Below are 13313 nucleotides of genomic sequence, written 5' to 3' on the forward strand. Positions count from 1 at the left end.
CGTGGCCCGCGACTGGCACCGGCTGGACGAGTCCGACGTCCGGGTGCGCCCCGGCAAGGGCACCCGACCGCGCAGCAAGCGCCGCCCCGAGCACGCCGACGCGGTGACCGCGATGGTCGTCGCGGTGGACCGGGGGCGGTGGACGTGCGCGGTGGAGGACGACCCGGACCGGCTCGTGGTCGCCATGCGGGCCCGTGAGCTGGGCCGCACCCCCGTCGTGGTGGGCGACCGGATCGGGCTGGTCGGCGACACCTCCGGGCAGCCGGACACGCTGGCGCGCATCGTGAAGGTCACCGACCGGCGCTCGGTGCTGCGGCGCACGGCCGACGACACCGACCCGTTCGAACGGGTGGTGGTGGCCAACGCCGAGCAGCTCGTGATCGTGTCCGCGCTGGCCGACCCGCAGCCGCGCCGGGGCTTCATCGACCGGTGCCTGGTGGCCGCCTACGCGGGCGGCCTCGAACCGCTGCTGTGCCTGACCAAGTCCGACCTGGCGCCGCCCGACGAGCTGGTCGCCGCCTACGCGGAGCTGGACCTGCCGGTCGTGGTGACGCGGTCCGACGTCGACCCCGACGAGCTGCGCGGGCGCCTGGTGCACCGGCTGTCCGCGCTGATCGGGCACTCCGGGGTCGGCAAGTCGACCCTGGTGAACCGGCTGGTGCCGGACGCGAACCGGGCGGTCGGCGTGGTGAGCGGCGTCGGCAAGGGCCGGCACACCTCCACCCAGGCGGTGGCGCTGCCGCTGCCCGAGGGCGGGTGGGCCGTGGACACGCCCGGCATCCGGTCGTTCGGGCTGGCGCACATCACGCCGGACGACATCGTCGGCGCGTTCCCGGACATGGCGGCGATGGCCGAGGAGTGCCCGTCCGGGTGCGGCCACCTGGGTGCGCCCGAGGACCCGGGCTGCCTGCTGGACGAGCTGGTCTCGACCGGCGTGGCCTCGCCCGGCCGGCTCGCCTCGCTGCGCAGGCTGCTGGAGTCGCGCGGCAAGTTCGACGAGTACGAGTAGGCGGGCTACCGCTGGTCGTCGCGCGGCAGCACGGGCGGGGTGAAGCTCGCCAGCACCCGGTCGGCGGGGATCTCGCCCACGTACTGCACGCAGGTGCACGGCACGTCGTGCGCGCCGACGTACGCGGACTTGGTCCTGGTCTTGGCGTGGCACCGGCCGCGCTCGTCGTGGAACGACAGGCCGTGCTCGCAGCCGTCGCAGGTGGCGCGCGGCAGCGCGGGCGGCTCGCGCCGGCGGCGGCCGGTCAGGGTGCCGAGGCCGAAGGCGACCAGGGCGATGGCCGCCCCGACGATCAACGTCACGGGGTCCATGCGGGTGTCCGTTCCGTGGTGGGGGTGTCCTCCCGAGGAACGTACGCGGCTGCGGCTCAGCCCATGTGCGGATACGTGTGATCGGTGGGCGGCGCGAAGGTCTCCTTGATCACGCGCGGGCTGGTCCACCGTTGCAGGTTGAAGATCGAGCCCGCCTTGTCGTTGGTGCCCGACGCCCGCGCGCCGCCGAACGGCTGCTGACCCACCACCGCGCCGGTCGGCTTGTCGTTGACGTAGAAGTTGCCCGCCGCGTACCGCAGCGCGCGCCCGGCCTGCTCGACGGCCGCCCGGTCGGTGGCGAACACCGCGCCGGTCAGCGCGTACGGCGAGGACCCGTCGACCAGCTCCAGCACGTCGGCGAACCGGTCGTCCTCGTAGACGTGCACCGACAGGATCGGCCCGAAGTACTCGGTGGTGAACATTTCGTCGGACGGGTCGGTGCCGACCAGGACGGTGGGCCGCACGAAGTAGCCGACCTCGTCGTCGCAGGTGCCGCCGGCCAGCACCTCGACGCCCGGCACCGCGCGCGCCCGCTCCAGCGCCGCCGCGTGCCGGGCGAACGCGCGGGCGTCGATCACCGCGCCGCCGAAGTTGGCGAAGTCCGTGACGTCGCCGTAGGTCAGCGAGTTCGTCACGTCCGCCAGCTCGTCCCGGATGTCCTCCCACACCGAGCGGGCGACGTAGGCGCGGGACGCGGCCGAGCACTTCTGGCCCTGGTACTCGAACGCGCCGCGCACCAGGCCGGTCACCAGCGCCGCCCGGTCGGCGGAGGGGTGCGCGACCACGAAGTCCTTGCCGCCCGTCTCGCCGACGACCCGGGGGTAGGACCGGTAGGAGTCCAGGTTGGCGGACATGGTGCGCCACAGCGCTTTGAACGTCGCCGTGGACCCGGTGAAGTGCAGCCCGGCGAAGTGCGGGTCGGTCATCGCCACCTCGGAGACCGCCGACCCGTCCCCGGTCACCAGGTTGACCACGCCCGGCGGCAGGCCGGCCTCCTCCAGCAGCCGCATGGTCCAGTGCGCGGCGAGCTGCTGGGTGACCGACGGCTTCCACACCACCGCGTTGCCCATCAGCACGGGTGCGAGCGGCAGGTTGCCGGCGATCGCGGTGAAGTTGAACGGGGTGATCGCCACGACGAACCCGTCCAGCGCGCGGTGGTCGAAGCGGTTCCACGCGCCGGAACCCGACGCGGGCTGCTCGGCCAGCAGCCGGCGGCCGAAGTGCGCGTTGAAGCGCAGGAAGTCGATCAGCTCGCACGCCGCGTCGATCTCGGCCTGCTGCGGGGACTTGGACTGGCCGAGGACCGTCGCCGCGTTCAGGGTGTCCCGCCACGGCCCGGCCAGCAGGTCGGCGGCCTTGAGCAGGACGGCGGCCCGCGCGTCGAACGGCAGCTCCTGCCAGCCCGGCGCGGCCCGGCGGGCGACCCGCACCGCGTCCGCGACGTCCTCGCGGGTGGCGTTGCCGGTGACGCCCAGGACGTGCCGGTGGTCGTGCGGCTGGACCACGTCGACGCGGTCGCCGCCCGCCATCCGCCGCCGGCCGTCGACGGTCATGGTCAGCTCGTGCCGCTCGCCCTCCAGCTCGGCGACGCGGCGGCGCAGGGACTCGCGCTCCGCGCTCCCGGGTGCGTAACCCCGAACCGGTTCGTTGACCGGTTCGGGTACCGAGGTGACGGCGTCCATGGGGCCATCGTGGCACGCGGTAGTACGGTGCGCAGCCGTGGCGAAAGTGACCGGCATCGGCGGTGTGTTCCTGCGCGCCCGCAACCCCGCGCGACTGGCCGAGTGGTACCGCGCGCACCTCGGCGTGCCGATGAACGAGCACGGCGCGGTGACCTTCCACTGGGTGCGGGAGGAGACGACGACGTTCGCGCTGTTCGCGCAGGACACCGAGTACTTCGGCGAGCCGGGCCAGCGGGCGATGCTGAACCTGCGGGTGGACGACCTGCCCGCGCTGCTGGTCGGGCTGCGCGACCGGGGCGTCGAGGTGCTGCCGCAGACCGAGGACTCGGAGTTCGGCCGGTTCGGCTGGGTGGTCGACCCCGAGGGCAACCGCATCGAGCTGTGGGAGCCCGCCCCCGGGATGTGAGGCGGGCCCCGGGCTACATCAGCTCCAGCACGAACGGCAGCTCCTGCGCCGCGTACCAGGCCAGCTCGTGGTCCTCGGCCTCGCCGAGCGCGAACTCGGCGTCCGGGTCGCCGAGGTCGGCCGCGTCGACCACCTCGACGGCCTCGCGCACCGCGTCCTCGGCGTCCGAGGTGTCCAGGTGGATCGCCGCGATCTGCTTCAGGGTCACCGGCCCGGCGATCTTGACCACCGAGAAGTCCAGGTCCGGGCGCAGCTTCACGTCCTCGACGTCGACCGACACCACCGCCCGCCGGGGCACCGCCTTCTCCTCGTCGGACAGCAGCCGCAGCGACGCGCGGGCGGCGTCCAGCATCGCCGAGTACTCCAGCTCCTCGGTGTCGCCGGTCGCGTAGGACTCGCGCAGCGCGGGCGTCAGCGCGAAGCCGGTGCCGCCCACGGGCGTGAACTCGCCCCGCTCCACCAGGCCGCGCAGGATCGCCACGGTCGCCGGGAGGTACACCCTCATCAAGACACCGTTCCCATCAGTTCCTCCACGGACTCCTCGACCATCGCCGCCAGGACGTCCACATCGGACATCGCGTCCCGGTCGGCGTTCAGGCCGAAGTACACACCACCGTCGTACGAGGTGACGCCGATCGACAGCGCCTGGCTCTTGGCCAGCGGCACGACCGGGAACATCTCGGTCATCTTCGCCCCCGCCGCGTAGAGCGGCACCTGGGGACCGGGCACGTTGGTCACCACCACGTTGAACAGCCGCCGGGAGAACGAGCTGGCCGCCCGCGCGCCCAGGGCGTGCAGGGTCGGCGGCGCGAACCCGGAGAACTTCACCAGGGTCTGCGCGGCGACCTGCTGGCCGGACTCCTGGTGGGCGCGCAGGGCGTGGCTGACGTGGTGCAGCCGCACAACCGGGTTCGGCTCGCCGACCGGCAGGTCGACCAGGTAGGCCGACACCTGGCTGCCGTGCGCGTCGTCGTCCCGGACCGACATCGGGGTCATCGCCCGCATGGTCGTCCGCGCGGTGACCACCTCGCCGCGCGAGAGCAGCCAGTTCCGCAGCGCCCCGGACAGCACGGCCAGCACGCCGTCGTTGACCGTGCCGCCGTGCGCGCGGCGGATGGCGCGGAACTCGTCCAGCCGGGTGCGGGCCACCGCGAAGCGGCGCTGCGGCGAGATGCGGACGTTCAGGGGGCTGCCCGGCGCGGGCGTGGCGGCGGTGCGCACGGCCGACGCGAGCCCGCCCAGCGCGCCCGCGACCTTGCGGACCGTGGCCACGGTGTCCATGGCCGCGCTGCGCACGTTCTCCACCAGCTCGCCGGGCCGCTGCACGGCCTCGGCGACGGCGTCCGCGACGAGCTGGAGGCCGCTGGGCTGGGGCTGCGGCATCCACAGCGCTTCGACCGGCTGCCGGGGCGTGGCCGACACGTCCAGGATGACCTGGCCGATCTCCGGGGCGCCGATGCCGTCCACCACCGCCTGGTGCGTCTTGGTGATCACCGCCGACCGGTTCCGGGCCAGGCCCTCGACCAGGTAGGTCTCCCACAGCGGCCGGGTGTGGTCCAGCGGGCGCGACATCAGCCGCGCCACCAGGTCGTGGAGCTGCTGGTCGCTGCCCGGCCGGGGCAGCGCGGACCGGCGCACGTGGTAGGTGACGTCGAAGTCCGGGTCGTCCACCCACACCGGGCGGGCCAGCCGGCCCGGCACGTGCACGACCTTCTGCCGGTAGCGCGGCACCAGGGCCAACCGCTGCTCGATCAGGTCGACCAGGCCGTCGTAGTCGAAGCCCGCCTTCGGCCGGCGGAACACCGCCACCCCGCCGACGTGCATCGGCGTCGTGGAGTCCTCCAGGTACAGGAACGAGGCGTCCAGCGCGGACAGGCGGTCGGGCATGGCTGCCAGGCTAGTCGCTGCAGCTCTCCACCAGCCTGCGCACGGCCCTGACCTCGATCGGGTCGCGGGTGTGCCGGGCCAGCCGGATCTCCGCGGCGGCGGGCATCGCGCGCCGCGCCTCGCGGTCCACGCCGGACAGGAACCCGCGCACCAGCCGGGACCGGGCCAGCCGCTTGAACGGCTTGAGCGGGGCCACCGCCATGGCGAGCCAGCTCAGCGCCACGTCCAGCCGGCGGTCGCCGCGCTGCGCGCAGGCCCAGTCGACCACCACCGGCCCCGCCGGGCCGAGCACCACGTTGCCGGGGTGCAGGTCCAGGTGCAGCAGGCACCCCTCGCCGGGCAGGAAGTCGGGCGCCTCCACCGCGTCCAGGCAGCGGTGCAGGTCGGCCAGCTCCCGCCCGAGCGCACCCGCCCGCCACGGCTTGGCGTCGAGCTCCTGCGACATGCGCGGACCCGGCACGTACTCCATGACCAGGTCGGTGCCGGCGACGTCGTGCACCCGGGGCACCGGGATGCCCCGCGCGTGCAGGTGCCGCATCAGCAGGGCCTCGGGCTCCAGGTCGCGCCCGACGCGGCTGCGCTTGACCAGCAGCCCGTCGGACCGCAGGAAGACGTCCGCCTCCCGGCCGGAAGCCAGCAGACGGTGCGCCACGTTGCGCGGGTCCATGTGACGATCATCATGATTGACAGCCCCAAAGCAAGCCCCAAATGGGTGCTACCCCCACCCCCCATCCCCACGCAACCACCCTCCCCTTCCCTCAAACGCGCCCACCACTCCCTAGAACCCGACCACCACGCGGGGCCGCGTCGGCCTGTCGCGCCGCCTTCCACCCCGATCGAAAAGCGTGATCGGGGTGGAAGGCGGCGCGATGGGCCGACTTCCAGGCGGCCCCGCCGCCCCGACGGAGTCGGGGCAAGATGACACAGTGATTTCCCCCAAGGACCGGTTCATCACCGTGTACGGCCGCAAGCCGGTGCTCGAAGCGCTTGACGACGCCTCGCTCGAAGTCGACAAGGTCCTGCTCGCGGACAACGCGCGCGGGCCTGCGGCGAAGGAGATCGTGGACGCGGCGAACCGGCGCGGTGTGCCGGTGCAGCGGGTCACCGCGCAGCGGGTGAAGGTGCTGGCCGGCAACGGGCGGCACGACCAGGGGGTGCTCGCCGACGTGGTCGCGCCCCGGATGCTGCCGCTCGGGCGGGCGCTGGAGCGGCGGCCGAGCCGCATCCTGCTGCTGGACGGCATCACCACGCCGGCCAACGTCGGCATGATCCTGCGCACCGCGACGGCCGCCGGGCTGGACGGGATCGTCGTGCCGCGCCGGGGGGTGGCGTCGATCGACCCGCTGGTGGTGAAGGCGTCCGCCGGGGTGGCGTTCCGGGCACCGGTGCTCAAGTGCGCGACGGCGGGCGAGGCGGCGGCCGAGCTGTCCGAGGCCGGGTACCCGCTGTTCGCGCTGGACGCGGGCGCGTCCGACACCATCTACAGCGCCGACCTGCCCGACCGCGCGGCGTACGTGCTGGGCAGCGAGACCGACGGGATCTCCGAGGACGTCCGGCCGTTCATCGCCGGGTGGCTGTCGATCCCGATGGCGGCGGGCGTGGAGTCGCTCAACGTGGCGAGCGCGGCGGCTGTGCTGTGCTTCGAGGTGGTCCGCCGGGCCGTCGTCGCCCGCTGACCCGGGCGCGACCCGCCGGAGCCGGTCGCGGCGCGGGCGCCGGAGGGCCGCTCCGACACCCGCGCCGCTTCACTGTGGGCGACCCGACGTCACAGCCGGCCGGGCGAGTGCCCGGCGTGCGCCGTCCCGATCGGCCCCCGGTGCTCCACGTCGGCGGCCCGGACCACCTGTGGGCGACATCGCCGGTCCCCTCCCACGCTGATCCCGGCTTCGCAGTACGCCCGCACGGATGTCGGCCCGCCGACCCGAAGTCGCGGAACACCGGAAAACCCGTCGTGCCCGCTGTGGAGATGTGCGTTCGATTCCGACTGGTCCGAACGTACGTCGCCGTGCGGATTACCGGCAATTCACCGCACGAGTGGTCGCCGCTCAGCGCACGGTCACCGGTTAACCCCGGAGGGGGACCTCCAACAGCACTTCGAGTTCCTCGAGGGTGGACCGCACCGACCGGTGGTGCACACCGACCATGCCGACCGCCGCCGCGCCCCGGACGTTGACCGCGAGGTCGTCCACGAACACGCAGCCGCCCGGTTCCAGGCCGAGCCGGGCGGCGGCCAGCAGGTAGATCCGGCGGTCCGGTTTGGCGTACCCGACCTCGCCGGAGGTGATCACCGCGTCGAACAGGTCGCGCCACGGCTCGGGCGGTGCCCACAGGCCGTCCGCGTTGGACAGGATCGCGGTCCGCAGGCCGTGCCGGCGGACCTGCCGGGCGGCGGTGACCAGCGGCGGCTCGTCCACGCCGGGGTCGTCGCCGTGGTCGGTGAGCACCCCGCCGAAGTCCAGCACCAGACCGCGCACACCCACCTCCACCAGGTGATCCCGGTACGCCGCCGGCCTCCGGCGGCTCGGTTGAAGCATGTCACCCCCCGTGCGCGTGCTGCGCGCCCGCACGCCCGCCGCGCACCGCCGGGCCCACCGGCTGGTCACCGCCGTGGTCGAGGCGGTGTCCGGTCGGCGTCCGCACCGCCAGGTGGCCCGGGTGCTCGCCGCGCCGGCGGAGGCCGGGGTGGGGCGGGCGGCAGCGGTGCTGCGGACCGCGCGGCTGGGCGTGACCCGGCTGTGCCCGACCTCGGGGCAGGCCGCCGAGCTGTCCGGCGTGCTGGTCAGCGGGCGCGGCCGGGTCCGCGCGCTGGCCGCCCGCATCGAGTGGGCCGACGACCGGTGGTGGTGCACCGAGTTCCACGTGCTGCCGTGACGGTTCCAGCGCACGTCGGCCGGAGCGGAAACGGCGAGTGCCGCCGGACCCTCGGCCCGGCGGCACTCGCAGCGCACGTCCCCTACTGGCGCGGGCCCTTGCGGTTCGCCTTCTCCTGCGCGCGGGCCGCCGCGCGGCGCTCCTTGCGGGTGCCCTGGCCGCCGCCACCGCCGGCCTGCCGCGCCTCGCCGCTGGTCTCCGCGTCACCGCTCTCGGACGGGCCGCTGTAGGTCAGGCCCTGCTGGCCGCCCCGCTGGTCGAGCCCCTTGCCGCGCAGCGCGGGCGGGATCGCGTCGCCGCCGGCGAGCTGCGCCAGCGCCGGGCCGGCGGGCGCGTCCTGCACCGACGACTCCTGCTGGGCCGCCGCGGCTGCCGCCGCCCGCGCACGGGCCCGGCTGCCGGTCAGCGCGCCGGCACCGGCCGCGATGGACACCTGCACCGGGGGCTCCGGGGCGGGCTCCGGCTCGGCGGCCTCGACCTGGAGGTTGAACAGGAAGCCGACGACCTCCTCGCGGAGCGCCTCCAGCATCCCGTTGAACATGTCGAAGCCCTCCCGCTGGTACTCGATCAGCGGGTCGCGCTGCGCCATGGCGCGCAGGCCGATGCCTTCCTTGAGGTAGTCCATCTCGTAGAGGTGCTCGCGCCACTTGCGGTCCAGCACGGACAGCAGCACGCGGCGCTCCAGCTCGCGCATCGCGCCCGGACCGACCCGGCCGTCGATGTCGGCCTCGCGGGCCTGGTACGCGGCCAGCGCGTCCTCCTGGAGCTTCGCCTTCAGCGACTCCTTGGTGAGGTCCTCGTCGTCGGACTCCAGCAGCGCCTTGTAGTCCAGCGTGATCGGGTACAGCGTCTTGAGCGCCGTCCACAGCTTGTCGAGGTCCCAGTCCTCGGCGTACCCGTCGGCGGTCGCGCCGTCCACGTAGTCGCCGACCACGTTGGTGATCATGTGCTCGACCTGCTCGCGCAGGTCCTCGCCGGCGAGCACGCGGTGCCGCTCGGCGTAGATCACCTTGCGCTGCTCGTTCATGACCTCGTCGTACTTGAGGACGTTCTTGCGGATCTCGAAGTTCTGCTGCTCGACCTGGGTCTGCGCGGACCGGATCGCCCGGGTGACCATCTTGTGCTCGATCGGCACGTCGTCGGGCACCCGCAGGCGGGTCATCACGTTCTCGACCATGGCCGCGTTGAAGCGGCGCATCAGCTCGTCCTTGAGGGACAGGTAGAACCGCGACTCGCCCGGGTCGCCCTGCCGGCCGGAACGACCGCGCAGCTGGTTGTCGATGCGCCGCGACTCGTGCCGCTCGGTGCCCAGCACGTAGAGGCCGCCCGCGTCGCGGACCTCCTCCGCCTCGGTCTTCACCTCGGTGGTGATGTCCTCGATCAGCTTCGACCAGGCGGCCTCGTACTCCTCCGGGTTCGCCACCGGGTCGAGGCCGCGCTCGCGCAGCTCGTGGTCGGCGATGATGTCCGGGTTGCCGCCCAGCACGATGTCGGTACCCCGGCCCGCCATGTTCGTGGCGACCGTGACCGCGCCCTTGCGGCCGGCCTTGGCGATGATCAGCGCCTCGCGGTCGTGGTGCTTGGCGTTGAGCACCTCGTGCGGCACGCCCTTCTGCACCAGCAGCTTCGACAGGTACTCGGAGCGCTCGACGCTGGTCGTGCCGACCAGGACCGGCTGGCCCTTGTCGTGCCGTTCGAGGATGTCCTCGGCGACCGCCTCGAACTTCGCCTCCTCGGTCTTGTAGACGAGGTCGGGCTGGTCCTGGCGCTGCATCGGCCGGTTGGTCGGGATCGGCACCACGCCGAGCTTGTAGGTCTGGTGGAACTCGGCCGCCTCGGTCTCGGCGGTACCGGTCATGCCGCCGAGCTTGGCGTAGAGCCGGAAGTAGTTCTGGAGGGTGATCGTGGCGAGGGTCTGGTTCTCCGCCTTGATCTCCACCCCCTCCTTGGCCTCGATGGCCTGGTGCATCCCCTCGTTGTAGCGGCGGCCCGCCAGCACGCGGCCGGTGAACTCGTCCACGATCATCACTTCACCGTTGCGGACGATGTAGTCCTTGTCCTTGGTGAACAGCTCCTTGGCCTTGATCGAGTTCTGGAAGTACCCGACCAGCGGCGTGTTGGTGGAGTCGTAGAGGTTCTCGATGCCGAGCTGGTCCTCCACGTACTGGACGCCCTGCTCGGACACGCCGATCGTGCGCTTGCGCTCGTCCACCTCGTAGTGGACGTCCCGCTTCATCCGGGTGGCCAGCCGCGCGAACTCGACGTACCAGCGCGACGACTGGTCGGCCGGGCCGGAGATGATCAGCGGCGTGCGGGCCTCGTCGATCAGGATCGAGTCGACCTCGTCGACGACCGCGAAGAAGTGGCCGCGCTGGACCATCTCGTCCTGGCTCCACGCCATGTTGTCGCGGAGGTAGTCGAAGCCGAACTCGTTGTTCGTGCCGTAGGTGATGTCCGCCTGGTAGGCGGCCCGCCGCTGCTCGGGCGTCATCTCGGAGAGGATCACGCCGACCGTCAGGCCCAGGAAGCGGTGGATGCGGCCCATCCACTCCGCGTCGCGCTTGGCCAGGTAGTCGTTGGTCGTGACGACGTGCACGCCCTCGCCCGCGAGCGCGTTGAGGTACGAGGGCAGCACCGAGGTCAGGGTCTTGCCCTCACCGGTGCGCATCTCGGAGATCTGGCCGAGGTGCAGCGCCGCGCCGCCCATGAGCTGGACGTCGAAGTGGCGCTGGCCGAGGGTGCGCTTCGCGCCCTCGCGGACCACCGCGAACGCCTCGGGGAGCAGCTCGTCCAGCGACTCGCCCTCGGCGTGGCGCTTCTTGAACTCCTCCGTCTTGGCGCGCAGCTCCGCGTCGGAGAGGTCGACGACATCGTCTTCGAGGTTGTTGATGTGCGCTGCGATGTTGCGCAGGCGCTTGAGCATCTTGCCTTCGCCGGCGCGGAGCAGTCGGGACAGCACCATCTCGGGTCGACCTCATTACCTCATCGCGTCGCGCCCGCGCACGGGCGCCTTCCAGCGGTCCACCACGGCCATGGCGGACCCCCACCACCCGCCATCGTAGGCAAGTCGTGAAGGTGTGTGCACAGACACAGGTAGGAAGGGGTGCGGAACGCCGCGTGACGACCTTGCCGGGAACGCCCCGCGCGGTAACCGGCGGCACCGGGTTCGCCCCATGCCGCTGCGCTCCCTCCTCGACCGCATCAAGGCCGCGACCAGCCCCGCGAGCACTCCCCCGGCCGGCTCGTCGGTGCTGGACCGGTACGTGCGGGTGGGCCCGTCGCCGCAGGTGGCGGTGGACCTGTTCGCCGGGACGTGGTCCTCGGCGCTGCCCCTCGACGGGGTGACGTCCGGCCCGGTCCCGCTGTTCGCCGACGCGCGGGTGGCGTGGGCGCTGGAGCACCTCGGTCCGGTGGCCGGCCGGTCGGTGCTGGAGCTCGGACCGCTGGAGGCGGGGCACACTTACCAGTTGACGAAGGCCGGCGCGTCGGTCGTGGCGATCGAGGCGCAGACCACCGCGTACCTCAAGTGCCTGGTCGTGAAGGAGCTGCTCGGGATCACCGGGGCGCGGTTCCTGCTCGGCGACTTCCTGGAGCACATGCGGGTGACCCCCGACCGGTACGACGTGTGCTTCGCCAGCGGCGTGCTGTACCACCTGCGGTCGCCGGTGGAGGCGTTGGCGCTGGCAGCGCGGGTGTCGTCGCGGCTCGTGCTGTGGACGCACTACTACGACGAGGGCGTGATGACGGGCAGCGACCTGCTGCGGCCCCGCATTCACCGCGCACGAGGCGGCGGAGCACGCCGGCTACGCGCACACCCTGCACCGGTTCGAGTACGCGAGCGGACTGGAGCTCAAGGGGTTCGGCGGCGGCAGCGCGGCCCGCGCCAACTGGCTGTCGCGCGAGGACCTGCTGGGCGCGCTCGCGCACCTGGGGTGGGAGGTGGACGGAATCGCCTTCGACGACCGCGACCACCCGCACGGCCCGGCGCTCGCCCTCGTCGCCACCCGTGGCGGAGGGCGACCGGGGTAGCGGGCGCGGGCCGGCGGGTTCGCACGCGACGGCTCGGTGCGGCACGTCGCCCGCCGGTCCGGTGAGGTTGCGGGGTGGGGGGTGCGGCGCTGTGCGCCGTGTCGGCGCGGGTCACGGTCCCCGGCGTGCAGAGGGACGCCGGGGACCGCCAACGTGTGTGGTGGGGGCCGGCTCCCTCAGGCCAGCCTGATCACGCCGTAGTCGAAGCCCTTTCGGCGGTAGACGACGCTCGGACGTCCGCAGTCCGCGTCGGAGAACAGGTAGAAGTCGTGGCCGACCAGCTCCATCTCGTAGAGGGCCTGGTCCACGGTCATCGGCTTGGCCGTGTGCTCTTTCTCGCGCACGATCTGGCCGGGCAGGTTGTCCTCGACGCCCTCTTCCCACCGCTGCTGCGCGGGCACTTCCGCCATGCCCCCGAAGGCCGGTTCGGGTTCGTCGGTGGCTTCGAGCACCGCGGTGTGCCCCAGCCACAAGCCCTGCGCCTGTCCGTCGTGCTCGGAGAGGACCGGGGGCGGCGCCGCCAGTCCGCTGGTCGCCTCGGCGACCGATGTCGGGCCCCGTCGCCCGTGGTGCACCCGCCTGCGATCGTGCGAGCGGCGCAGCCGGTTCTCCAACTTGGTGACCGCTGAATCCAGGGCGGCGTAGAAGTCCCCGGCGCACGCTTCCGACCTGATCACCGGGCCACGACCCTTGCCCGTGATCTCCACGCGCTGGCAGTTCTTCGACTGCCTGCGGTTCGGCTCGTGGAACAGTTCCACGTCAAAGCGGATGACCTTGCGGTCGTAACGCTCAAGCCGGGACAACTTCTCGACGACGTGCACCCGGTAGTGATCGGGCACCTCGACGTTGCGGCCCTTAACGACGATGTCCATACACGACCTCCCTCGCGTTGCTGCGAGCTTTGGCTTCGGATCGCTGCGGCACCGATCCCGCGATCGCCTTCGCGGGTTGTCGCTGAGGGTTGTCCTCAGCGCTCCACCGGCGCCAGGGTCATGGGCTGTTCGCCTCCTCCCCGCGTGCCGGGAACGCTGATAGCGGTGCACGTTAGCCCGGTATTCGCCGCTGCGACAGCCCCCGGGGCGGGGGAACTCCATGATTTTCTGGTCGTGACGCTGAGC

13 protein-coding genes are annotated in these 13313 nt (G+C 72.7%); 5 read left to right on the forward strand and 8 right to left on the reverse strand.

The annotated features are described in order from the left end of the window. The first annotated feature begins 1 nt into the window (after position 1). Positions 2-1009 (forward strand): ribosome small subunit-dependent GTPase A, encoded by a 1008-nt coding sequence (gene rsgA, locus AB0I60_RS17030; protein ID WP_360730789.1) that lies wholly within the window; start codon positions 2-4, stop codon positions 1007-1009. Positions 1010-1014: 5 nt separating this feature from the next. On the opposite strand, the gene AB0I60_RS17035 is transcribed toward rsgA, so the two are convergent. Together AB0I60_RS17035 and pruA are read right to left on the reverse strand one after the other, a co-directional pair. Then, on the reverse strand, positions 1015-1320 hold the full coding sequence (locus AB0I60_RS17035) for a hypothetical protein (RefSeq protein WP_360730791.1): 306 nt from the start codon (positions 1318-1320) through the stop codon (positions 1015-1017). A 56-nt stretch (positions 1321-1376) separates the two neighbouring features. Continuing rightward, positions 1377-3002 (reverse strand): L-glutamate gamma-semialdehyde dehydrogenase, encoded by a 1626-nt coding sequence (gene pruA / locus AB0I60_RS17040; RefSeq protein WP_360730794.1) that lies wholly within the window; start codon positions 3000-3002, stop codon positions 1377-1379. Positions 3003-3039: 37 nt separating this feature from the next. Here pruA and AB0I60_RS17045 point away from each other — a divergent pair, with 37 nt between their 5' ends. Continuing rightward, positions 3040-3408 (forward strand): VOC family protein, encoded by a 369-nt coding sequence (locus AB0I60_RS17045; RefSeq protein WP_360730797.1) that lies wholly within the window; start codon positions 3040-3042, stop codon positions 3406-3408. Between the two features lie 13 nt (positions 3409-3421). Here AB0I60_RS17045 and AB0I60_RS17050 read toward each other — a convergent pair whose 3' ends face one another. From AB0I60_RS17050 to AB0I60_RS17060, 3 genes are read right to left on the reverse strand one after another with little or no spacing between them, the layout of a single operon-like run. Continuing rightward, a complete protein-coding gene (locus AB0I60_RS17050; RefSeq protein WP_360730799.1) occupies positions 3422-3913 on the reverse strand; it encodes a hypothetical protein in 492 nt (163 codons plus the stop codon). Further along, positions 3913-5295 carry a wax ester/triacylglycerol synthase family O-acyltransferase gene (locus AB0I60_RS17055; RefSeq protein ID WP_360730802.1) on the reverse strand — a complete coding sequence of 461 codons (1383 nt, stop codon included), beginning with the start codon at positions 5293-5295 and terminating at the stop codon, positions 3913-3915. The genes AB0I60_RS17050 and AB0I60_RS17055 overlap by 1 nt, the downstream gene beginning before the upstream one ends. Before the next feature lie 10 nt (positions 5296-5305). Beyond that, entirely contained in the window at positions 5306-5962 is a 657-nt protein-coding gene (locus AB0I60_RS17060) for a phosphotransferase (protein WP_360730805.1), read from the reverse strand. A 202-nt stretch (positions 5963-6164) separates the two neighbouring features. Between AB0I60_RS17060 and AB0I60_RS17065 the strand changes: the two genes are divergently transcribed. Then, on the forward strand, positions 6165-6971 hold the full coding sequence (locus AB0I60_RS17065; protein WP_360731336.1) for an RNA methyltransferase: 807 nt from the start codon (positions 6165-6167) through the stop codon (positions 6969-6971). 387 nt (positions 6972-7358) lie between these two features. Here AB0I60_RS17065 and AB0I60_RS17070 read toward each other — a convergent pair whose 3' ends face one another. Beyond that, positions 7359-7829 (reverse strand): HAD-IA family hydrolase, encoded by a 471-nt coding sequence (locus AB0I60_RS17070; RefSeq protein ID WP_360730808.1) that lies wholly within the window; start codon positions 7827-7829, stop codon positions 7359-7361. Here AB0I60_RS17070 and AB0I60_RS17075 point away from each other — a divergent pair. Beyond that, a complete protein-coding gene (locus AB0I60_RS17075; RefSeq protein ID WP_360730810.1) occupies positions 7828-8166 on the forward strand; it encodes an Rv3235 family protein in 339 nt (112 codons plus the stop codon). The two genes, AB0I60_RS17070 and AB0I60_RS17075, sit on opposite strands and share 2 nt — an antisense overlap. Before the next feature lie 82 nt (positions 8167-8248). Here the strand turns inward: AB0I60_RS17075 and secA are convergent, their stop codons facing one another. Beyond that, the gene (gene secA, locus AB0I60_RS17080) at positions 8249-11128 is read right to left on the reverse strand and encodes a preprotein translocase subunit SecA (RefSeq protein ID WP_360730812.1); all 2880 of its coding nucleotides are present in this window, start codon (positions 11126-11128) and stop codon (positions 8249-8251) included. Between the two features lie 211 nt (positions 11129-11339). On the opposite strand from secA, the gene AB0I60_RS17085 reads away from it, so the two are divergent. Beyond that, positions 11340-12260, forward strand: a complete 921-nt coding sequence (locus tag AB0I60_RS17085) for a DUF1698 domain-containing protein (RefSeq protein ID WP_360730815.1) — start codon at positions 11340-11342, stop codon at positions 12258-12260. A 111-nt stretch (positions 12261-12371) separates the two neighbouring features. Here AB0I60_RS17085 and raiA read toward each other — a convergent pair whose 3' ends face one another. Next, positions 12372-13067: a ribosome-associated translation inhibitor RaiA gene (gene raiA / locus AB0I60_RS17090; RefSeq protein ID WP_360730818.1), complete on the reverse strand. Its 696-nt coding sequence runs from the start codon at positions 13065-13067 to the stop codon at positions 12372-12374. Positions 13068-13313 lie beyond the last annotated feature (246 nt).

It is taken from the genome of Actinosynnema sp. NPDC050436, assembly GCF_040655415.1.
GTDB lineage: Bacteria > Actinomycetota > Actinomycetes > Mycobacteriales > Pseudonocardiaceae > Actinosynnema.

Coding starts and splice junctions, on each gene's coding strand:
- AB0I60_RS17035 (WP_360730791.1), bottom strand. CDS start 1,320: ATGGACCCCGTGACGTTGATCGTCGGGGCGGCCATCGCCCTGGTCGCC.
- pruA (WP_360730794.1), bottom strand. CDS start 3,002: ATGGACGCCGTCACCTCGGTACCCGAACCGGTCAACGAACCGGTTCGG.
- AB0I60_RS17050 (WP_360730799.1), bottom strand. CDS start 3,913: ATGAGGGTGTACCTCCCGGCGACCGTGGCGATCCTGCGCGGCCTGGTG.
- AB0I60_RS17055 (WP_360730802.1), bottom strand. CDS start 5,295: ATGCCCGACCGCCTGTCCGCGCTGGACGCCTCGTTCCTGTACCTGGAG.
- AB0I60_RS17060 (WP_360730805.1), bottom strand. CDS start 5,962: ATGGACCCGCGCAACGTGGCGCACCGTCTGCTGGCTTCCGGCCGGGAG.
- AB0I60_RS17065 (WP_360731336.1), top strand. CDS start 6,165: ATGGGCCGACTTCCAGGCGGCCCCGCCGCCCCGACGGAGTCGGGGCAA.
- AB0I60_RS17075 (WP_360730810.1), top strand. CDS start 7,828: ATGTCACCCCCCGTGCGCGTGCTGCGCGCCCGCACGCCCGCCGCGCAC.
- AB0I60_RS17070 (WP_360730808.1), bottom strand. CDS start 7,829: ATGCTTCAACCGAGCCGCCGGAGGCCGGCGGCGTACCGGGATCACCTG.
- secA (WP_360730812.1), bottom strand. CDS start 11,128: ATGGTGCTGTCCCGACTGCTCCGCGCCGGCGAAGGCAAGATGCTCAAG.
- AB0I60_RS17085 (WP_360730815.1), top strand. CDS start 11,340: ATGCCGCTGCGCTCCCTCCTCGACCGCATCAAGGCCGCGACCAGCCCC.
- raiA (WP_360730818.1), bottom strand. CDS start 13,067: ATGGACATCGTCGTTAAGGGCCGCAACGTCGAGGTGCCCGATCACTAC.